20 protein-coding genes are annotated in these 19,441 nt (G+C 64.4%); 8 read left to right on the top strand and 12 right to left on the bottom strand.

The window, feature by feature from the left end:
- Window positions 1-15: 15 nt before the first annotated feature.
- On the top strand, window positions 16-1,056 hold the full coding sequence (gene glpX / locus ASG84_RS01825) for a class II fructose-bisphosphatase (RefSeq protein ID WP_057475308.1): 1,041 nt from the start codon (window positions 16-18) through the stop codon (window positions 1,054-1,056).
- 32 nt (window positions 1,057-1,088) lie between these two features.
- A complete protein-coding gene (locus tag ASG84_RS01820) occupies window positions 1,089-2,492 on the top strand; it encodes a class II fumarate hydratase (RefSeq protein ID WP_057475307.1) in 1,404 nt (467 codons plus the stop codon).
- Between the two features lie 132 nt (window positions 2,493-2,624).
- Here the strand turns inward: ASG84_RS01820 and ASG84_RS01815 are convergent, their stop codons facing one another.
- On the bottom strand, window positions 2,625-3,482 hold the full coding sequence (locus ASG84_RS01815; protein ID WP_057475306.1) for an acyl-ACP desaturase: 858 nt from the start codon (window positions 3,480-3,482) through the stop codon (window positions 2,625-2,627).
- A 53-nt stretch (window positions 3,483-3,535) separates the two neighbouring features.
- On the opposite strand from ASG84_RS01815, the gene ASG84_RS27320 reads away from it, so the two are divergent.
- Entirely contained in the window at window positions 3,536-3,706 is a 171-nt protein-coding gene (locus tag ASG84_RS27320) for a hypothetical protein (RefSeq protein ID WP_156399341.1), read from the top strand.
- Window positions 3,703-4,110, top strand: a complete 408-nt coding sequence (locus ASG84_RS01810) for a limonene-1,2-epoxide hydrolase family protein (RefSeq protein WP_235581491.1) — start codon at window positions 3,703-3,705, stop codon at window positions 4,108-4,110. Before ASG84_RS27320 ends, ASG84_RS01810 begins: the two co-directional genes overlap by 4 nt.
- Before the next feature lie 58 nt (window positions 4,111-4,168).
- On the opposite strand, the gene ASG84_RS01805 is transcribed toward ASG84_RS01810, so the two are convergent.
- The 3 genes from ASG84_RS01805 to ASG84_RS01795 all read right to left on the bottom strand — a co-directional run bounded on the left by ASG84_RS01805 (window position 4,169) and on the right by ASG84_RS01795 (window position 8,527).
- A complete protein-coding gene (locus ASG84_RS01805) occupies window positions 4,169-5,494 on the bottom strand; it encodes a PhoH family protein (protein ID WP_170945933.1) in 1,326 nt (441 codons plus the stop codon).
- Window positions 5,495-5,999: 505 nt separating this feature from the next.
- Window positions 6,000-7,283 carry a serine hydroxymethyltransferase gene (gene glyA, locus ASG84_RS01800; protein WP_057475305.1) on the bottom strand — a complete coding sequence of 428 codons (1,284 nt, stop codon included), beginning with the start codon at window positions 7,281-7,283 and terminating at the stop codon, window positions 6,000-6,002.
- A 47-nt stretch (window positions 7,284-7,330) separates the two neighbouring features.
- Window positions 7,331-8,527 (bottom strand): hypothetical protein, encoded by a 1,197-nt coding sequence (locus ASG84_RS01795; RefSeq protein WP_057475304.1) that lies wholly within the window; start codon window positions 8,525-8,527, stop codon window positions 7,331-7,333.
- A 99-nt stretch (window positions 8,528-8,626) separates the two neighbouring features.
- Here ASG84_RS01795 and coaA point away from each other — a divergent pair, with 99 nt between their 5' ends.
- Window positions 8,627-9,595, top strand: coding sequence for a type I pantothenate kinase (coaA, locus tag ASG84_RS01790; RefSeq protein ID WP_057475513.1), 969 nt, complete (start codon window positions 8,627-8,629; stop codon window positions 9,593-9,595).
- An 84-nt stretch (window positions 9,596-9,679) separates the two neighbouring features.
- Here the strand turns inward: coaA and ASG84_RS01785 are convergent, their stop codons facing one another.
- Window positions 9,680-10,462 (bottom strand): isoprenyl transferase, encoded by a 783-nt coding sequence (locus ASG84_RS01785; protein WP_057475303.1) that lies wholly within the window; start codon window positions 10,460-10,462, stop codon window positions 9,680-9,682.
- Between the two features lie 160 nt (window positions 10,463-10,622).
- On the opposite strand from ASG84_RS01785, the gene trhA reads away from it, so the two are divergent.
- Entirely contained in the window at window positions 10,623-11,288 is a 666-nt protein-coding gene (trhA, locus tag ASG84_RS01780) for a PAQR family membrane homeostasis protein TrhA (protein WP_057475302.1), read from the top strand.
- Window positions 11,289-11,294: 6 nt separating this feature from the next.
- Here trhA and ASG84_RS01775 read toward each other — a convergent pair whose 3' ends face one another.
- From ASG84_RS01775 to mca, 4 genes are all read right to left on the bottom strand, one after another.
- Window positions 11,295-12,203 (bottom strand): GGDEF domain-containing protein, encoded by a 909-nt coding sequence (locus ASG84_RS01775; protein WP_162248303.1) that lies wholly within the window; start codon window positions 12,201-12,203, stop codon window positions 11,295-11,297.
- A 127-nt stretch (window positions 12,204-12,330) separates the two neighbouring features.
- A complete protein-coding gene (locus ASG84_RS01770; RefSeq protein ID WP_057475300.1) occupies window positions 12,331-14,355 on the bottom strand; it encodes a thioredoxin domain-containing protein in 2,025 nt (674 codons plus the stop codon).
- Window positions 14,355-14,627, bottom strand: a complete 273-nt coding sequence (locus ASG84_RS01765; RefSeq protein ID WP_057475299.1) for a hypothetical protein — start codon at window positions 14,625-14,627, stop codon at window positions 14,355-14,357. The genes ASG84_RS01770 and ASG84_RS01765 overlap by 1 nt, the downstream gene beginning before the upstream one ends.
- On the bottom strand, window positions 14,624-15,499 hold the full coding sequence (gene mca / locus ASG84_RS01760; protein WP_200936480.1) for a mycothiol conjugate amidase Mca: 876 nt from the start codon (window positions 15,497-15,499) through the stop codon (window positions 14,624-14,626). Before mca ends, ASG84_RS01765 begins: the two co-directional genes overlap by 4 nt.
- A gap of 103 nt (window positions 15,500-15,602) precedes the next feature.
- On the opposite strand from mca, the gene ASG84_RS01755 reads away from it, so the two are divergent.
- Both ASG84_RS01755 and greA read left to right on the top strand, forming a co-directional pair.
- Entirely contained in the window at window positions 15,603-16,043 is a 441-nt protein-coding gene (locus ASG84_RS01755; RefSeq protein WP_057475297.1) for a DUF4307 domain-containing protein, read from the top strand.
- A gap of 224 nt (window positions 16,044-16,267) precedes the next feature.
- Window positions 16,268-16,762, top strand: a complete 495-nt coding sequence (gene greA / locus ASG84_RS01750; RefSeq protein WP_057475512.1) for a transcription elongation factor GreA — start codon at window positions 16,268-16,270, stop codon at window positions 16,760-16,762.
- Window positions 16,763-16,830: 68 nt separating this feature from the next.
- Here greA and ASG84_RS01745 read toward each other — a convergent pair whose 3' ends face one another.
- The 3 genes from ASG84_RS01745 to ASG84_RS01735 are packed head-to-tail and all read right to left on the bottom strand — an operon-like array spanning window position 16,831 to window position 19,396.
- Window positions 16,831-17,637 carry an endo alpha-1,4 polygalactosaminidase gene (locus ASG84_RS01745; RefSeq protein ID WP_057475296.1) on the bottom strand — a complete coding sequence of 269 codons (807 nt, stop codon included), beginning with the start codon at window positions 17,635-17,637 and terminating at the stop codon, window positions 16,831-16,833.
- A complete protein-coding gene (locus tag ASG84_RS01740; RefSeq protein ID WP_057475295.1) occupies window positions 17,637-18,431 on the bottom strand; it encodes an ABC transporter permease in 795 nt (264 codons plus the stop codon). The genes ASG84_RS01745 and ASG84_RS01740 overlap by 1 nt, the downstream gene beginning before the upstream one ends.
- On the bottom strand, window positions 18,428-19,396 hold the full coding sequence (locus ASG84_RS01735; RefSeq protein ID WP_057475294.1) for an ATP-binding cassette domain-containing protein: 969 nt from the start codon (window positions 19,394-19,396) through the stop codon (window positions 18,428-18,430). The genes ASG84_RS01740 and ASG84_RS01735 overlap by 4 nt, the downstream gene beginning before the upstream one ends.
- Window positions 19,397-19,441 lie beyond the last annotated feature (45 nt).

The following is a 19,441-nucleotide window of genomic DNA, read 5'->3' as shown; positions in this document are numbered from 1 at the left end:
GGAGGCTACAAACCGATGACGGCCAGCACCGAGTCCACTCGCGCCATGGCGCCAGATCGCAACCTCGCACTCGAACTCGTACGCGTCACCGAGGCCGGTGCACTCGCGTCGGGTCGCTGGGTCGGTCGCGGCGACAAGGAAGGTGGCGACGGAGCAGCAGTCGACGCCATGCGGCAGTTGGTCAGTTCTGTCTCGATGCGCGGCGTCGTCGTCATCGGCGAGGGCGAGAAGGACGAAGCGCCGATGCTCTACAACGGCGAAGAGGTCGGTAACGGCAACGGTCCCGACGTCGACTTCGCTGTCGACCCCGTCGACGGAACGACGCTGATGGCCAAGGGCATGCCCAACGCCATCTCGGTTCTCGCCGTTGCCGAGCGTGGCGCGATGTTCGACCCCTCCGCCGTCTTCTACATGGAGAAGATCGCCGTCGGCCCCGATTACGCCGACGTCATCGACATCACCGTCCCGGTCGCCGAGAACATCGCTCGGATCGCCAAGATCAAGAAGGGATCCGCGTCGGACGTCACGGTGTGCATCCTCGATCGCCCGCGGCACGCCGAACTGATCCAGCAGGTGCGCGACGCCGGATCCCGCATCCGGTTGATCTCCGACGGTGACGTTGCCGGTGCCATCGCTGCCGCCCGTCCCGACTCCGGCACCGACATGCTCATCGGAATCGGCGGCACGCCCGAGGGCATCATTGCCGCCGCCGCGATGCGATGCATGGACGGTGCCATCCTGGGGCGTCTGGCACCCACGGACGACGACGAGAAGCAGAAGGCCATCGACGCGGGCCACGACCTGGACCGCGTCCTCGACACCAAGGACCTCGTCTCGGGTGAGAACGTCTTCTTCACCGCCACCGGTGTCACCGACGGTGACCTGCTGCGCGGCGTTCGTTACGCAGGCGGCGGCGCGCACACCCAGTCCATCGTCATGCGATCGAAGTCCGGCACCGTACGCATGATCGACGCCTACCACCGCCTCGAGAAGCTGCGCGAATACTCCTCGGTGGACTTCGACGCCGACGAATCCGGCCAGGCACCGTCCTTCTGATCCCCGAAACCACGACTGGCAAAGTAAGGCTCATGACGCAGACAGACGAACAGCAGTTCCGGATCGAACACGACACCATGGGAGAGGTTCGCGTCCCCATCGACGCTCTCTGGCGTGCCCAGACGCAGCGTGCGGTGGAGAACTTCCCCATCTCGGGCCGCCCGCTCGAGCGCACTCAGATCCGCGCGATGGGCCTGCTCAAGGCAGCCTGCGCACAGGTCAACAAGGACCTGGGTCTGCTCGACGGCACGTTGGCCGACGCAATCATCGCGGCGGCCACCGAGATCGCCGACGGCAAGCACGACGACCAGTTCCCGATCGACGTCTTCCAGACCGGCTCGGGCACCAGCTCCAACATGAACGCCAACGAGGTCATCGCGTCGATCGCCAAGGCTGCAGGCGTCGAGGTGCACCCCAACGACCACGTGAACATGTCGCAGTCCTCCAACGACACCTTCCCGACGGCCACGCACGTCGCTGCGACCGAGGCAGCCGTCACCTCACTGGTGCCCGCCCTGAAGCACCTACACGAGGCACTCGCCGCCAAGGCGGTCGAGTGGAAGACCGTCGTGAAGTCCGGCCGCACCCACCTCATGGATGCCGTACCGGTCACCCTCGGCCAGGAATTCGGCGGCTACGCCCGTCAGATCGAGGCAGGCATCGAGCGCGTCGAGGCCACCCTGCCCCGACTGGGTGAGCTGCCCATCGGCGGCACCGCCGTCGGCACCGGCCTCAACGCACCCGACGGCTTCGGCCCGAAAGTTGTTGCGGAACTGGTCAAGTCGACCGGCATCGATGCACTCACCGCAGCCAAGGATTCGTTCGAGGCTCAGGCCGCACGCGATGGACTCGTCGAGGCATCGGGCGCACTGCGCACCATCGCGGTGTCACTGACCAAGATCGCCAACGACATTCGCTGGATGGGATCGGGACCGCTCACCGGACTCGGCGAGTTGGCCCTCCCCGACCTGCAGCCCGGCAGCTCCATCATGCCCGGCAAGGTCAATCCCGTTCTGCCCGAGGCTGTTACGCAGGTCGCCGCACAGGTCATCGGCAACGACGCCGCGGTGGCATTCGGTGGCGCATCGGGTGCATTCGAGCTCAACGTCTACATCCCGATGATGGCGCGCAACGTCCTCGAGTCGTTCAAGCTGCTCGCCAACGTCTCGGTGCTCTTCGCCGACAAGTGCGTCAGCGGCTTGGTTGCGAACGTCGATCACCTCAAGACCCTCGCCGAGTCATCGCCGTCCATCGTGACGCCGTTGAACTCCGCGATCGGCTACGAGGAAGCGGCCGCCGTCGCCAAGCAGGCGCTGAAGGAAAAGAAGACGATCCGTCAGACGGTCATCGACCGCGGACTGATCGGCGACAAGCTCAGCGAGGCTGAGCTCGACAAGCGCCTCGACGTCCTCGCGATGGCGAAGGTCAAGGACTAGCTTCCCCGTTCGCCTCGCCGGACCGCTGAACGCGCCCGCCCCCGGTTGGATCAATGTCTGTTTCAGTCACTCTGACTGCAACAATGTCGCATTGATCCGCCGGGGGCGGGCGCTTTCGAATGGGGCCGAACCTCAGGCCAGGTGTGCGAGTTCCTCGCGTGCCTTCAGTCCGTCCTCGCCCAGATCGGTGCGATCGAAGATCTTCCACTCGGCGAGCAGGGGCTTGAACACCTTCTCGCGTTCCTGGTCGGCGTCGTAGATGCCGGCTTCGGCGAGTGCAGCGGTGCTGTTACCGCGCTCGGGCAGGTCGACGACCGGAATCGCGAACCCGTTCACGCGGTCGGCGATTGCGCGCGCGGCCTGGTCCGGCACAACGGCAAAGGCCTCGTTCAGGATGTTGACGTAGAACGTCGACTGCAGGGCGTCGTCGTCGGCGATCTTGCCGAGGATGGTAGCCAGCACGGGATCCTTGCTGAGAGCGACGGTGTTGCGGTGACGCAGCGCGGCGGCAGCTTCCTCGATGGCGAAGTGGGCCAGGATGTCGAGCAGATGATGACTCGGCGCGTCGTAGCCGAGGGTCATGTGTTCCATCCGGACACGCTCGAGTGCCACCGGATCGACGGCGCGGGTCAGCACCAGGTAGTTACGCAGCACGATCGACTGTCGGTTCTCCTCCGACGTCCACCGGCCGGTCCACTTCCACCAGGCCCCGAGGCCGGTGAGCGCGTGAGCCAACTCGCGGTGGTAGGCCGGTAGGTTGTCGGCCACCAGGACTGCGACCGTCGAGGCCAGGATTTCGACATCACTGAGGTGCGACTGCTCGGGCGACCAGTCCTCGCCGCCGAGGAACGCGAAGTTCTTGCCGTCGTCGAACGGCGCGAGGTCATGGGGGTGCCAGTCGCTCGCGGCCTCGATATGGCGTCGTAGATTCTCTTCGACCGCGGGCTCCAAACGGACCAGCAGATCACCGTCGGACAGGTTCGTAGACATGCGATAACCGTAGCGCCTGCGCCCAAGCGCCCGACGTCGCGCCCCTGACCTCTGTGAATTCTCCCAAAGGCCAGGTCGATGCAGGTCTGTCCTCGGCCGTTGCGGACGGTATTCCCAGGAGTCACCGCTCTGCGATGGTGGCACTCTCTCGTGAGACATCCGAGTCGAACACGGTCACAATGGACATCTTCGACGTCGACGAATTGAGGCGATTCACCAAGTGACAGACACACAGCAGGCAACGAAGATCGTGGAAGATCTGTTCGACGCGTTGAGGCTTCGCGACACCGATCGCGCACTGGCTTTACTCGACAATCGCGTCGTGTGGCACAACGTGGGGCTTCCGAAGGTGCGCGGCACCTCGAACGTCGGCAGATTCCTGTCGCTGCTGGCCGAACCGACCTTCGGATTCGATGTCGTCATGCACAACATCGCGGCCGATGGAGACATCGTTCTCACCGAGCGAACCGACGCCCTGATCTGGCGTCGAATCAGAATCGAATTCTGGGTGTGCGGCACATTCGAGGTGCGCGACGGCAAAGTGGCCGTGTGGCGAGATTACTTCGACACTACCGATTTTCTCAAAGGTGTTGCGCGAGCGGTATTTCGAGCGCTGACCGGCCGGTGACCCACGTGCACGAAACTTCGTAGCGGGCTACGAAGTTCCGTGCACGTGGGCGCAGCGCTCAGGCTCCTGACGGACCGAACTCTTCCAGCATCTCCGTCACCAGTGCGGCGATCGGTGAACGCTCGCTACGGGTGAGCGTGATGTGCGCGAAAAGCGGGTGCCCCTTCAGCTTTTCGATGACGGCAGCTACGCCGTCGTGCCGCCCGACACGAAGGTTGTCTCGCTGCGCGACGTCATGGGTGAGTACGACGCGTGAGCCGCTACCGAGCCTGGACAGGACCGTCAGCAGCACGTTGCGCTCGAGGGACTGCGCCTCGTCGACGATGACGAAGGAATCGTGCAGCGATCGACCACGAATGTGCGTCAGTGGCAACACTTCCAGCATTCCGCGGGCGATGACCTCCTCCATGACCTCCGGGCTCGCGAGCCCTTCGAGGGTATCGAACACCGCCTGACCCCACGGCCCCATCTTCTCGCTCTCGCTGCCGGGGAGATAGCCGAGCTCCTGGCCGCCGACGGCGTACAGAGGCCGGAAGACAACAACTTTCCGATGCGAGCGACGTTCGAGGACTGCCTCGAGACCGGCGGTCAGCGCCAGAGCGGACTTACCGGTGCCTGCCTTTCCACCGAGCGAGACGATGCCGATGCTCTCGTCGAGCAGCAGATCCAGCGCCACTCGCTGTTCCGCCGAACGACCGTGCAGACCGAACGCCTCTCGCTCACCGCGCACGAGCTGAATCTGCTTGTCGGGCGTGACGCGGCCCAGCGCACTCTGCCGTCCGGCCAGCAGTCGAACTCCCGTGTGGCACGGTAGGTCTCGCGCCTCGGCCAGGTCGATGACGCCGTCGTTGAACAGCGTGTCGACGGCATCGGACGGCACGTCGAGCTCGGTCATGCCGGTCCAGCCGGACGGCACCACATCGTGAGCGTGGTACTCGTCGGCGGGAAGCCCGACAGCACCGGCCTTGACGCGCAGCGGGATGTCTTTGCTGACCAACACCACATCCTTGCCCTCGGCCGCCAGGTTGAGGGCGCACGCGAGGATCCTGGAGTCGTTCGAGTCGGTACGGAACCCGACGGGAAGCACCGAAGGATCGGTGTGATTGAGCTCGACTTGCAGTGTGCCACCTGATGTTCCGATGGGAACCGGCTGGTCGAGTCGGCCGAATTCGACGCGAAGGTCGTCGAGCATGCGCAAGGATTCCCGCGCGAACCATCCCAGTTCGTGATGGTGGCGTTTGCCCTCCAACTCGCTGATCACGATCAACGGAAGTACCACATTGTGCTCGGCGAACCGGATGACTGCCCACGGATCCGACAGCAGGACCGAGGTATCGAGCACGAATGTCCGAAGAGGGGCGGAAACGGAGCGTGAAGTGGTCACGTGGGGCTCCTACGTCTGCGCGGCACCGCGCAAACTCTGTCGCTCGGCCGGTCGGGTCCGATGTGTCAGGTGACACGAGGACCGGGTACCGGCCCTCTCGCGCTCACTAGCTCAGTCACGTATCAGAACCTCCCGCACAGGCAACTTCCCCGCTGCCTGTTACTGCCGACGGTACCGCCGAAACCCAGGTTCGGCTCGCTAAGTGTCTGGCGTGTCGGTGAACAACGCGTTACGTCGACGTCGCCCCAGGTCGGCCGGCAGCCTGTGCTGAAAGTGCCCTCCCCGGGTGAATCAATGTGGCTTTGTTGCACTCAGATCGACTGAAAGCCACATTGATCCGACCGGGGTGGGTGTGAATCAATGAACCACTGCATACGTCTGGGCGGTGCAACGGTCCGTTGACGCAGACCAGCATGCTGCGTGAATGAACCACTGAATACGTCTGAGCGGTGCAACGGTCCATTGACGCGGACCGGGCGGGCGAGGGTAGGCCGGTGAACCAGGGTCAGCCCAGCAATCCCCAGTCCTCGAGGCCCTCGTACAGCGGCTTGCTCTGCGCCAGTTTCACGACGCGTTCCTTGAGAGCGTCGGTGGCCTGACCCGTAGCCAGCGCGGTACCGATGATGTCGGCGACCTCGGTGAACTCGGCCTCACCGAATCCGCGAGTTGCCAGTGCACCAGTGCCGATGCGCAGGCCCGAGGTGACCATCGGCGGACGCGGGTCGAAGGGCACAGCGTTGCGGTTGACGGTGATCCCGACCTCGTGCAGCAGGTCTTCGGCCTGCTGGCCGTCGAGCTCGGAGTTGCGCAGGTCGACGAGTACCAGGTGGACGTCGGTGCCGCCGGTGAGGACCGAGACACCCTTGTCGGCGACGTCGGCACCGGTGAGGCGCTCGGCGAGCAGCGAGGCACCGAGCAGGGTGCGCTCCTGGCGCTCCTTGAACTCCGGCGTCGCCGCGATTTTGAAGGCGACGGCTTTGGCGGCGATGGCGTGCATCAGCGGCCCGCCCTGCTGTCCGGGGAACACTGCGGAGTTGAGCTTCTTGGCCCATTCCTTCTTGGCCAGGATGATGCCGGAGCGGGGTCCGCCGAGGGTCTTGTGCACGGTGGAGGAGACGACGTCGGCGTAGGGCACGGGCGAGGGGTGCACCCCTGCTGCGACGAGTCCAGCGAAGTGCGCCATGTCGACCCACAGCAGCGCTCCGACCTCGTCGGCGATGGAACGGAAGGCCGCAAAATCCTGGTGGCGCGGGTACGCGGACCAGCCGGCGATGAGTACCTGCGGCTTGGCTGCGATGGCCTGCTTCCGCACCTCGTCCATGTCGATGCGGTGGTCTTCCTTCGACACGCCGTAGGACTCGACCTCGTAGAGCTTGCCCGAGAAGTTGAGCTTCATGCCGTGGGTGAGGTGGCCGCCGTGCGCGAGATCGAGGCCCATGATCTTGTCGCCCGGGTTGATCAGCGCCATCAGCACAGCGGCGTTCGCCTGCGCGCCTGCGTGCGGCTGCACGTTGGCGAACTCGGCACCGAAGAGTTCCTTGGCGCGGTTGCGTGCGAGATCCTCGACGATGTCGACGTGCTCGCAACCGCCGTAGTAGCGACGTCCGGGGTAACCCTCGGCGTACTTGTTGGTCAGGACGCTGCCCTGGGCCTGCAGAACCGCACGAGGAACGAAGTTCTCCGACGCGATCATTTCCAACGTGTCACGCTGACGTCCCAGCTCACCGGCCATCGCCTCGGCGACCTCGGGATCGAGTTCGGCCAGTGACAGGTTGTTGACGTCAGTCATAACGAAAGTCTCCAAGGGACAGCAGAATGAGAGGGGCGAGGCCCAGTTTACGAGACGCGTACTGCGCCCGGTGTCAGTGGCTCGTCGAGGAGCCTGCCGAACAGCTGCGCGCGCTCGCTGACGGTCGTTCCCTGATCCAGCCAACCGGCCAACAGCTTGTAGCCCTCGACGTAGGTGCTGATGTACGCCCGCCACAGTGGGGAGGACAGGAAGCGCAGGCTGTGCCGGGCGCGCTGCGGCGATGCCAACGACCACCGCTCCAGGTAAGCGGCCACGTCGTCCTCGCTCTTGTGCTGATCGTGCAGCAACAGCGCGGCGTCCTGACGAACCCCCAACAACTGGCTCGACGCAGCAGAGAGTCGCTCGGCCTTCTCACCGTCGAAGCGCAGTCCGAGGTCGGCATAGATCTCCTGCGCCCACGCGCCCCAGCCTTCGCCGACGATCGCCCCGAGAGCATGGTCGGCCAGTCCCTCGGCCATCAGGCACTGCGGAGTGTTGACCACGAACAGAGTCTGCTCGAGCTGCCCTGCACCGACGAGCCCGGTTTCCTTGCGGCAGTGCTCGGTGTGGTGGCCGGGGTACGACTCGTGCGCGATGAGGTGCGGCAGATTGGCCATCTGCTGCTCGATGTCGGAGTTGATCGCGACGGTGGACTGGAAGTCGCCGAGGTAATAGTTGAATCCGGACCAGGGCTTGTCGCCGACGACCTCGTAGGTGACCTTCTCGGTGTCGGGCAACGCGTACTCGGCGCGGACGCGGTCGCGTAGCGCGGAGGAGAACGCTTCGACGCAGTCCTGCAGGCGGTCGGCGGGGATGACGTCAGCGCGGCGATGGGCGATCAACCGTTCGCTCAACGAACCCGGCCCGGCGAGGACCTCGTCCATCTTGCGGTGGGCCTGCAGGTACTGGTCCTGATCGCCCGCGGCGATGCGGACGTCGAAGTACGCGTACACCTCGTCGACGAAGCCGATGTCCTCGCCGGCGAACTTGCGCGCGGAGCATTCGAGTGCGCGGAGGTGGACGTCGAGGAACGTCGTGCGCTCGGGCGTCAGATCGACGTTGCCGAGCTCCGCCCGCAGTGTCTGTGCTCGACGGACCAGCTCACGAGGCTCGGGTGCCGGGGCGTTCTCGGTGATGCGACGCAACTCGGGATCGCCGGTGTACGCGTCGACGAATCCGTCTTCGAGCCGGTCGAAACTCAGGCCCAGCAGCAGGTATTCACGAACGAGGGAAGCAGCATCCATACCCGAACCCTAGTACGGCGAACGACCCCGCCCGTGCGCGAACGTCAGCGACCGAGCACAATCTGAAGCCATGCGACTTCCGGACTCATCGTGCGCCTTTTGCGTACCCCCAAGTACGCAAAAGGCGCACGAGGGGAGTCGCGCGTGAGTGAGTCCAGCCCGTACGTCGAGTTCGACCGTGTGCAGTGGCGCACGCTGCGCCAATCCACGCCCTTGGTGCTCACCGAGGAAGAGCTGATCGGGCTGCGCGGTCTCGGTGAACAGATCGACCTCGACGAGGTGGCCGAGGTCTACCTACCCCTGGCGCGTTTGATCCACCTCCAGGTCGCGGCCCGGCAGCGGCTCTTCGCAGCGACTGCGACCTTCCTCGGCGAAAAGCATCCCGATCGTCAGGTCCCCTTCGTCATCGGTGTCGCGGGCAGCGTCGCCGTCGGCAAGTCGACGACAGCCCGTGTGCTGCAAGCACTCCTGGCCCGGTGGGACCATCATCCGCGGGTCGACCTGGTCACCACCGACGGATTCCTGTATCCGACGGCCGAGCTCATGCGTCGAGGAATCTTGCACCGCAAGGGTTTTCCCGAGAGCTACGACAGGCGCAAACTCCTCAGGTTCGTCACCGAGGTCAAATCCGGTACCGAGGAGGTCGGCGCGCCGGTCTATTCACACGTCTCGTACGACATCGTCAAGGGCCAGTACCACATGGTCCGGCAACCCGACATCCTGATCGTGGAGGGGCTCAACGTATTACAGACCGGACCGCGATTGATGGTCTCGGATCTGTTCGACTTCTCGATCTACGTCGACGCGCGCATCGAGGACATCGAGAGCTGGTACGTCAAACGCTTTCTCGCGTTACGGAAGACGTCGTTCACCGATCCGTCCTCGCATTTCCACCATTACGCCGGCCTGTCCGACGACCACGCGCAGATCGCCGCGGAGGATCTGTGGCATTCGATCAACCTGCCGAACCTGGTGGAGAACATCCTGCCGACCCGGCCGCGCGCGACCATGGTGTTGCGCAAGGACAACGACCATACGATCAACAGGCTGCGCCTGCGAAAGTTGTAGACCGCAGGTCGTGAACGGAAGTTCGTAGCAGGCTACGAGCAGGAGTGAAGCCTGCGGAATGACCAGACGGTCCAGTCGTGCACGTCAGATACCGAAACGACGGTGTCTGGCCGCGAAGTCACGCAACGCGCGCAGGAAGTCGACACGTCGGAATTCGGGCCAGTAGGCCTCGGTGAACCAGATTTCCGAATAGGCGCTCTGCCACAGCAGAAACCCGGAGAGTCGCTGTTCGCCCGAGGTACGGATGACGAGATCGGGATCGGGCTGGCCGGAGGTGTAGAGGTGACTGTCGATGCCGTCGACGTTGATGGAGGAGATCAGCTCGTCTCCGGTCACACCCTCGGCGATCTTCTCGCTCACCAGTGACTGCACGGCATCGGCGATTTCCTGCCGACCGCCGTATCCGACGGCAACGTTGACGTGTGTTCCTGTCCGTCCCTCGGTGAGCGCGGCCGCTTCCTTCAGACGGCGCGAGGTGGAGGCGGGCAGCAGATCGAGGGTGCCGACGAGTTTGACGCCCCAGTTCATCTCCGGCCCGCAGATCTCCTCGACGACGTCGGTGATGATATCGAGCAGCGAATCGAGTTCGTCGGCTTCCCGGCGGAGGTTCTCGGTGGAGAGCAGGTAGATGGTGGCCATCTCGATTCCGGCGGCGTCGCACCAGCCGAGCATCTCGGCGATCTTCAGAGCCCCCATGCGGTGTCCGTGTGCGACGTCGGTGAACCCGTTCTCACGCGCCCAGCGGCGATTGCCGTCGCACATCACCGCGACGTGTCGCGGGTGCTGCACGCCTTCGAGCTGGCTCAGTAGCCGCCGCTCGTAGACGTTGTAGAGAACGCCGCGCACCTTCTGCGGAATGATCACCACTGCTTCGTCACCACTGCTCCGTCACCACTGTTCCCGTCACCGCTGCTCCTTCGGCACTGCGGGATCACCTTACGCCGACGTCTGCGGGCGGGCGGACGGTACAGTAGCGTCTGAACCTACGGTTGCGTAGGTTCGGACTGCGGCACGGGAGGCAATCGACATGACGATGTTCGGACTCGACGAGATACCCGTCAAACCTCGTATGCGCGGTTGGATTCACCTGTACGCGTTCTGCGTGGCGGTGGTCTGTGCGATCACGCTCGTCACGCTTGCGTTCAGCATGGTCTCGGTGAGCGCGGGCCTGGCGACGGGCGTGTATGCCATCACCGTCTGCGGGGTTTTCGGAGTCAGTGCCACGTACCACCGCGTGTCGTGGAAGACCGCGGCGTCGCAGATCTGGATGAAGCGCGCCGATCATTCGATGATCTTCCTCTTCATCGCCGGCAGCTACACCCCGTTCGCCGTGTTGGGCCTGCCCGCCTCCACCGGACGCACATTGCTGATCGTCGTGTGGCTCGGGGCCTTCGCCGGAGTGGCTCTGAAGATGTTGTGGCCCACGGCTCCCCGCTGGGTCGGTGTACCGCTGTATCTCGTTCTCGGCTGGGCGATCGTTCCGGTTGCGCCCGCCCTGATCGACCACGTCGGCTTTGCACCGTTCCTACTGCTGCTCGTCGGCGGAATCTTCTACAGCGTCGGGGCCGTGCTGTACGCAACCAAATGGCCCAATCCTTGGCCGACGACATTCGGCCATCACGAGTTCTTCCATGCCGCAACGGTATTGGCGGCGACCTGCCACCTGATCGCGGTCTGGCTCGTTCTGTTCTGAGCACCCTCAGGTGGGTCGGGACGCCTTGTCTCGGTACATCAGTTCGTCGGCCCGCTGGATGAGGCGCTCGCTCGATTCTTCGGGCTCTCGCACCGCTACTCCCACGCTCACCGACACCCCGAGCAATCGAGATCCGAACGGCACCGGTTCACTGCAGATAGCGGACCGTACCGATTCCGCAAGTCTCGCGCCGTCGAACGAAGTACCGCCGACCCCGTCCGTCACCGCGAACACGAACTCGTCACCCGCATATCGCCCGACGATGCTGCCACGCGGCGACCACTGCTGCAGTCGACGACCCGCTGCCTCGAGGACAGCGTCCCCGGCAGCATGACCATGCGAATCGTTGATCGACTTCAATCGATCGACATCGACGAACGCCAGGGCGACCGGACGACCGGCCACGACCCATTCGTCGACATGGGCCAACAGCGGACCGCGGCGCAGCAGACCGGTCAGATCGTCGCGTTCGGCGCGGTCGCGCCAGTGCACGGTGTCGTCGACGACGGGGTTCACCAGGTCGAGCAATGCGACGATGAACCGCCGACCGGCGATGGTCGAGATCCCGACGTGCATCCAGCACGAGACGACCTCACCGTCGCTTCGCCGTACTCGTCGCAGGGCACCGATCGGCCGCACGACATCGGGTGAGCCGGTCGCGGGGTAACGGTGTTCGAGCTGCGCCGCCATCTGCTTGGCCGACGCGCGATCCCCGAGAGGTACGAAATCGGCCACGGGCCGACCGACCATGCTCGCCACCGGGCAGTCGAGTACCTCTTCGCACAGTCCGTTGGCACCGACCACCTCGAACTGCATCGAGTGGACCATGGCTGCCATCGGGACACAGGCAACGAAAATTGCCACGGCCGCACGCTGCTCGTCGGTGATCGCCTCGTCGAGGATGCCGTCGCTCACGACACTGCTCCTGGTGACGCCTTCGCTCATCACACGCACCATCGATCCACTGCTAGAAGTTTCCGCCCCAGGCCGAACAAGTTCCCGCAACCATACTGTTCTCGGGCAAAAGCATCGACGAGCTTCGTCATCTCCGCAATGCGAACGAGAGATCTTCGGCGGAAGTCACAGGACGGTCGCAGACGAAACCGCGACACACGTACGCCGTTTCGAGGCCGTCGACGGGCGGACGGTCCATCAGCAATTCGGACGAATCCGTCACGCCCGCAACGACCACCGACCCACCCGGTGCCAATCGTCGCGCTGCAGACATCAGGTCGCCACCGGGCGCGATCGAGACCGCTATCTGGATCGGGCCGAATGCGGACGCTTCTGCGACCGCCAGCCAGTGCCCGCCGGACCTGGGCGCGCGTTCGAGGATCAACGCCGCTCGCGCCAACGACGCCGCCGCCAGTTCGCCGTACCGCGCCGAGGACGTGTGATCCACCAGAGCAGCAGCCGTCAGCAACGCCTCTGCCATCGTGGATGCTCCCGATGGGGTGGCACCGTCGATGGGATCTCGGGGCCGGGTCACGAGTGTCTCCGCGTCGTCGGCGGTGTCGAACCAACTGCCGGCCTCGTCCGGATCGGCGAAGTGCTCGATCGCTGCGTCTAGAAGTGCAACCGTGCGCTCGATCCACACCGCGTCTCCGGTGGCCTGGAACAGTGCAGTCGCGGCAACGGCGAGACACGCGTAGTCCTCGAGCACTCCGGTGGCGTCCCCCACCGAGCTACCGAGAGATGCGCGACGCACCCGCCCCGATTCGACGTGGGTGGCAAAGAGTTGCTCGCCGCATTCGACCGCCGCATCCACCCACTTCGGCGTGTCCAACCCGACTCCGGCTTCGACCAACGCGGTGATCGCCAGCCCGTTCCACGCGGTGACCACCTTGTCGTCGCGGCCGGGCTGCGGCCGGATGGCGCGAGCCTCGGACAGCACCCGACGTACCCGGGCGAACCGGTCGTAGTCCTCGGGTTCGGCGGGCAGTTGCAATACCGACATGCCCGCCTCGAACGTGCCCGCCGAATTCACTGCGAACAGCCCCGCTGCCCACACCCCGTCCTCGAACCCGAGGGTCTCGGTCAATTGCTCCGGCGTCCATGCATAGGTCAGGCCCTCGACGCCCTCGGTATCGGCATCGAGTGCCGACGCGAAACAGCCGTTGGCCGTGCGCAATTCACGGAGCATGAACTCCGCAGTGTCCGACGCCACCCGCCGAATCAGAGGATCGTCGTCGACCCGCGCCGCGTGGGCGTAGAACCGGAGCAGCAACGCGTTGTCGTAGAGCATCTTCTCGAAATGCGGGACGACCCACTCGGCATCGACGGAGTAGCGCGCGAACCCGCCGCCGAGTTGGTCGTAGATGCCCCCGCGCGCCATCGCCGATGCGGTACGTCGAACCACGTCGAGAACCTCACCGTTGCCGGTGCGCTCGTAGTGCCGAAGCAGACCCTCCAGCAATGCGCCCGGCGGAAACTTCGGAGCCTTGCCGAAGCCGCCGAAGGTGGTGTCCTCGTCGGCGCAGACCGCCGCGACGGACGCGGCCAGAAGCTCGGCATCGATCGGTCGTCCGCCGGCCGGAATCCCGGCGCTCTGCTTGCGCAGTTCGGTGACGATGGCCGCGGACGCGTCGAACACGTCCTGTCGGCGAGTCGACCAAGTGTCGGCGATGGCGGTGAGCAGCTGCTCGAACGAAGGCATCCCCTGCCGCGGGGTCGGTGGGTAGTAGGTGCCACAGTAGAACGGTTCGGTCTCGGGGGTGAGGAAGCAGGTCATCGGCCACCCGCCCTGGCCGGTCATCGCGACGGTGGCGTTCATGTACACCGAATCGAGGTCCGGCCTTTCCTCGCGATCGACCTTGATGCACACGAAGTTCGCGTTCATCAGCGCCGCGGTTGCCTCGTCCTCGAACGACTCGTGGGCCATGACGTGGCACCAATGACATGCGGAATAGCCGATCGACAGCAGGATCGGAACGTCACGATCCCGAGCGGACTGCAGAGCCTGCGGTCCCCACTGCTGCCAATGCACCGGGTTGTCCGCATGTTGCCGCAGATACGGGCTGGTGGACTCGTTCAGCGCGTTGGAGTTCAGGACCGTGGCGTCGAGCATCAGGTCTCGTCGGTTGCGGCAGGTTTTGCCGGACTCTGTTCCGGTGGGGTGGTGGTGGCGATTCCGCCGCGATCGGTGCCCTCGTCGAGCGCCTGATCCAACGTCGGATCCTCCTGCTCGAACGTGGCGGGCAGCCGCTTGATCTTCTTGTTCATCGACCAGATCAGCAAGGCTGTTCCGACCAACAACGCCACCAGGATCACCAGCCCGATCGGCGAGGACTTGCCGAACTCGGGGCCGGTGGGCTGCTGGGCGAGAAAGGAGACGATCACCGGTCGGTCTCTTCGATTCCGGCGAACAGATCCGTCTCGGGCAGCGAGGTCGTCACCCGGGTACGGGCCAGCTCGAACTCTTCGGTGGGCCACAACTTGCGTTGGACGTCCAGCGGCACCGCGAAGAAGGATCCGTTGGGATCGATCTGCGTCGCGTGCGCTCGGAGCGCGTCGTCGCGTTGCTCGAACCAGTCACCGACGGTCACCTGGGTGGTGATGCGGCCGATGATCTCGTCGCGCTGGCCGTCCCATCGCTTCAGCCAGTCGACGAACGGGCTCTCCTCACCGCGGTCGATGAACCAATCGTGGAACAGCTGCATGCGCTTACGGATGAACCCGTGGGAGTAGTACAGCTTGAGCGGAGTCCAGGGCTCACCCGCGTCGGGGAAGCGTTCGGGATCGCCCGCTGCCTCCCATGCCGCCATCGAGACCTCGTGGCAGCGGATGTGATCGGGATGCGGGTAGCCGCCGCGCTCGTCGTAGGTGGTGATAACGTGCGGCTTGAACTCGCGAACCACCTTGACCAGCGCCTCGGTGGAGACCTCCAACGGCACCAGCGCGAAGCAACCCTCCGGAAGAGGCGGTAGCGGATCTCCCTCGGGCAAACCGGAGTCCTCGAAACCGAGCCAGGTCTGCTGGACGCCGAGCACGCGAGCGGCCTCGGCCATCTCTTCGCGCCGAACCTCGTGGATACGCTCGTGCACTCCCGGAATGTCCATTGCGGGATTGAGAATGTCGCCCCGCTCGCCACCAGTGAGAGTGACGACCAGTACGTCGTGCCCTTCGGCCGCATAGCGAGCCGTCGTCGCAGCACCTTTGCTGGACTCGTCGTCGGGATGGGCATGTACTGCCATGAGCCGCAGTCCGGACACGTTCTTCCTCACCTCGGATTCGCCTGGTTCTTGCCTGCCCTATAGTTCCACCTGACGCCGACAGGCCCCCAGCGGCACCCCCGAACCGACCCCGAGAGTGGCCATGACCAACGCACTTCCCGCAGGTAGGTACCCGTCGGGTTCCGGTCCCAGCGGAATTCGGCGGGCCCCGAAACGTGCGACGAAGATCGCACTCGTGGCCCTGGTCCTGCTGGTCGGACTGGGCGTGGCCTACTACGCGTACTCCAAGTTCTCCGTCAAACCCATCGAAGGCAGCCAGCTGTCGTTCGACATCGTCGACGACTCCACGATGTCCATCCGTTTCAGCGTCACCCGGCAGGATCCCGAGCAACCGGCCGTGTGCATCGTCCGTGTCCGTTCGCGCGACGGTTCCGAGACCGGCAGACGCGAGGTCTACATCCCGCCGGAGTCCGCGTCCGGCACCGTGGAGCTGACCACCGAGGTGACGACGTCGTCTGCGCCTGCCGTCGGCGACGTCTACGGCTGCAGCCTCGATGTTCCCGAGTATTTACGAGCCCGATAGGCGAACTGCCTGTTCGTGGTAAGCTCGGGTCATACACGGCCGCCGTAACAGGTGCCGTGTATTGCTGCATTGCGGGCAGGGTTCACCTGCGAACGATGACGACGGCTCCAGGATGCGGGCCGACCAAGGGGATCCAACCATTGGAGTCCCCTGTTCGTTGCGTGCCCTACCTGCTCAGAAAACGGAATCGATATCGAGATTCCGACTACGAGGGAGTGATCGAGATGACCGAGACCCAGGTGACCTGGCTGACCCAGGAATCACACGACAGGCTCAAGAGCGAACTCGACCAGCTCATTTCCAATCGCCCCGTCATCGCCGCCGAGATCAACGAGCGTCGCGAAGAGGGCGATCTGAAGGAGAACGGCGGCTACCACGCTGCGCGCGAGGAGCAGGGCCAGCAGGAAGCACGCATTCGTCAGCTGCAGGAGCTGCTCAACAACGCGAAGGTCGGCGAGGCACCCACCCAGTCCGGCGTTGCATTGCCCGGCTCGGTCGTCAAGGTCTACTACGACGGCGACGAGTCCGACGCCGAGACGTTCCTCATCGCCACCCGCGAGGAAGGTGCCCGCGACAGCAAGCTCGAGGTGTACTCCCCCGCGTCGCCGCTGGGCGGATCGCTCATCGACGCCAAGGTCGGCGACACCCGTGAGTACACGCTGCCCAACGGCAAGACCATGAAGGTCACGCTCGTGAGCGCGGAGCCGTACCACACGTAAGCCTGCTCAGCGAAGATGTGACGCACCCCCGGACGCTCAGCGGCCGGGGGTGCTGTCGTCCGAGTGACTCAGCACTGTTCGTACTCGTACGACGGATCGGACGGGGACACCAGGCCGCGATCTCGCAGTATCGTGACGGCCGGTCGATCCTGGCGGGCACACAGCCGATCGAACGGCTCCGAGAGGTTGTCGGTGTACTCGATGTCGTACACCCGCGCACCGTATACCGAAGTGTACGAACCACATTCGTCGTACGCGAGACACTCCTCGGCAACGGCGAAATCGAATCCGACGTCGTCCCTGATCCGCCCGGCTCCGTCCGGGGTGTTCTTCTGCGCGATCTCGATGCCCGACGCGTGGGCACGGTCTGCGTACACGCGCGCCAGTGCGAGTACCGAATCCTCGTCGATCGACTCCGGGAACCGGGTCCAGCTGTCGAGATTGTCGATTTCGACGGCGTCGAATCCCCGTACAGCGCAGCCTTCGATGATCGGCCCGATGACCGCGTCGATCGCCGTACGCTTCTCGGGTGTACCCGGGTCGAGAATGTGCTCGTCGGGCCAATCCGGATCGACCACGAGTTCACCGCCCGCATCGCGCAGCAGTAGATCCGGGTTCCACTCGACACCGGGTTGAGTCTGCAGACCGTTGACGTAGCAAATCGACAGTGCGCCGGGCAGCGGCTCGGCGGTGGCATCGCGGACGACGGTATCGAGCCCTCCGGGTGCGTCGTACGCCGCACCGAGTTGGTAGTCGAATCGTTCGGTCCGTGTCGGGTCGGTCCGTGTCGGGTCGGTGTGTGGCTGTTCGGAACTGCATCCCCCGATCGCTACCGCGGCGGCCAGCAGCCATGCTCCCGCCGCCGCGGTGCGCATCAGGCGGTCATCGTCTTCTGGTACTTGCGCACCGACAACGGCACGAACACCACGAGCATCACCACAACCCAGATCAAGGTGTAGAGCACCGGATTCTGCAGTGGCCACACCTCCGGCGGCGGTGCCATCGGATTGGTGTTGCCGAATTGCTCGCGTACCGCCAACGTCACCGACGAGATCGGGTTCCATTCCGCGATGGTCTTGAGCACGCTCGGAAAGTTGTCGATCGGCACGAACGTGTTCGCGATGAACGTCAGCGGGAAGACCACGATGAACGACGCGTTGTTGAAGATCTCGGGCGAACGTACGGTCAGGCCCACCAAGGCCATCACCCACGAGATCGAGTACGCGAACAACAGCAGCAGTACGTACCCCAGGAGGGCGTCGAAGAACGACGATGTGATGCGCCAGCCCACGATGAGTCCGGTGATCGACATGATCGTGATGGTGACGATGTTGTTTCCTACGTCGGCCGCGGTACGCCCGATGACCACTGCCGAGCGCGCCATGGGCAACGATCGGAACCGGTCCATCACGCCCTTCTGCAGATCCTCGGCGAGCGAGGACCCGGTGAGAGAGGACCCGAAGATCATCGTCTGTACGAAGATGCCACCCATCAGGAAGCTCTTGTAGTCGATGCCGGGCACGTCGATCGCACTGCCGAAAACGTAAGCGAACAGCAGCACGAACATGATCGGCGACAGCGCTGCAAAGAACAGCAGATCGGGAACTCGCTTGAGCTTGATCAGATTTCGCTTGGTGATGATCGCGGAATCCAGGAGAACGTTGCTCACTTCTCTTCCTCCGCCGTCTCGGGCTCACCGGTGGACTGACCGGTCAGACTCAGGAACACATCGTCGAGATTCGGCCGACGCAGACCGACGTCGACCACCCCGATCCCCGCCGCTTCGAGGTGACCGAGCGCCGAGGACAGATCCTTGGATCCACCGTTGACCGGCATGACGATGCGTCCCACCTGCTCGTCCAAGGTGGGCGGCTCGACGCCGAGCGGGGTGAGGATCTCCTTGGCACGATCGGCCTGGGATCGGTCGGTCAGCACGAATTCGAGTCGCTCGCCGCCGGTTTGGGCCTTGAGCTCGTCTGCCGTGCCGCGGGCGATGATCTTGCCCTTGTTGAGCACGATGATCGAATCGGCCAGCCGATCGGCCTCTTCGAGATACTGCGTGGTCAACAGAATGGTCGTACCGTCGCGCACGAGGTCTGCGATGAACTCCCACATGGTGATTCGGCTGCGCGGATCGAGGCCGGTGGTGGGTTCGTCGAGGAACACCACCCGTGGTCGACCGATCAGGCTGGCCGCGATGTCGAGCCGCCGACGCATACCGCCCGAGTACTGCTTGGCGGTGCGATCGCGTGCGTATTCCAGGTCGAATCGCGCGAGCAATTCCTCGGCACGCTTCTTCGCCTCCGCCTTGCGCAGGCCGAACAGTCGTCCGACCATCTCGAGGTTCTCGTATCCGGTCAGATACTCGTCCACGGCTGCGAACTGACCGGTCAGACCGATCGTGCTGCGTACCTCGTTCGCTTGCTTCAGCACGTCGAGACCGAAGATCTTCGCCGAACCGGACGTTGCCTTGAGCAGCGTGGCCAGAATACGGACAGCCGTCGTCTTGCCGGCACCGTTGGGGCCGAGCACACCCAGCACCGTGCCCTCGGGAACGGTGAAATCGACTCCGTCGAGCGCGACGTTCTTTCCGTACCGAAGTACCAGATCCTCTACTTCTATAGCGTTCGCCATGGCCCTCTCCCCGTTTCTTCCACTGTCGGTATAAGGACTTCCGAA

Origin of the sequence: Rhodococcus sp. Leaf278 (assembly GCF_001426085.1) — a bacterium.
GTDB lineage: Bacteria > Actinomycetota > Actinomycetes > Mycobacteriales > Mycobacteriaceae > Rhodococcoides.
Note: the sequence above shows the minus strand (reverse complement) of the source record. Positions and strands in the feature narration are given on the sequence as shown.

Bases quoted from the DNA above. Each gene is read 5' to 3' on its own strand.
- ASG84_RS01735 (WP_057475294.1), bottom strand. From the start codon at position 19,396: ATGGCGAACGCTATAGAAGTAGAGGATCTGGTACTTCGGTACGGAAAG.
- trhA (WP_057475302.1), top strand. From the start codon at position 10,623: ATGACGATGTTCGGACTCGACGAGATACCCGTCAAACCTCGTATGCGC.
- ASG84_RS01770 (WP_057475300.1), bottom strand. From the start codon at position 14,355: ATGCTCGACGCCACGGTCCTGAACTCCAACGCGCTGAACGAGTCCACC.
- ASG84_RS01795 (WP_057475304.1), bottom strand. From the start codon at position 8,527: ATGGATGCTGCTTCCCTCGTTCGTGAATACCTGCTGCTGGGCCTGAGT.
- greA (WP_057475512.1), top strand. From the start codon at position 16,268: ATGACCGAGACCCAGGTGACCTGGCTGACCCAGGAATCACACGACAGG.
- ASG84_RS01820 (WP_057475307.1), top strand. From the start codon at position 1,089: ATGACGCAGACAGACGAACAGCAGTTCCGGATCGAACACGACACCATG.
- ASG84_RS01745 (WP_057475296.1), bottom strand. From the start codon at position 17,637: ATGCGCACCGCGGCGGCGGGAGCATGGCTGCTGGCCGCCGCGGTAGCG.
- glyA (WP_057475305.1), bottom strand. From the start codon at position 7,283: ATGACTGACGTCAACAACCTGTCACTGGCCGAACTCGATCCCGAGGTC.
- ASG84_RS01815 (WP_057475306.1), bottom strand. From the start codon at position 3,482: ATGTCTACGAACCTGTCCGACGGTGATCTGCTGGTCCGTTTGGAGCCC.
- ASG84_RS01755 (WP_057475297.1), top strand. From the start codon at position 15,603: ATGACCAACGCACTTCCCGCAGGTAGGTACCCGTCGGGTTCCGGTCCC.
- glpX (WP_057475308.1), top strand. From the start codon at position 16: ATGACGGCCAGCACCGAGTCCACTCGCGCCATGGCGCCAGATCGCAAC.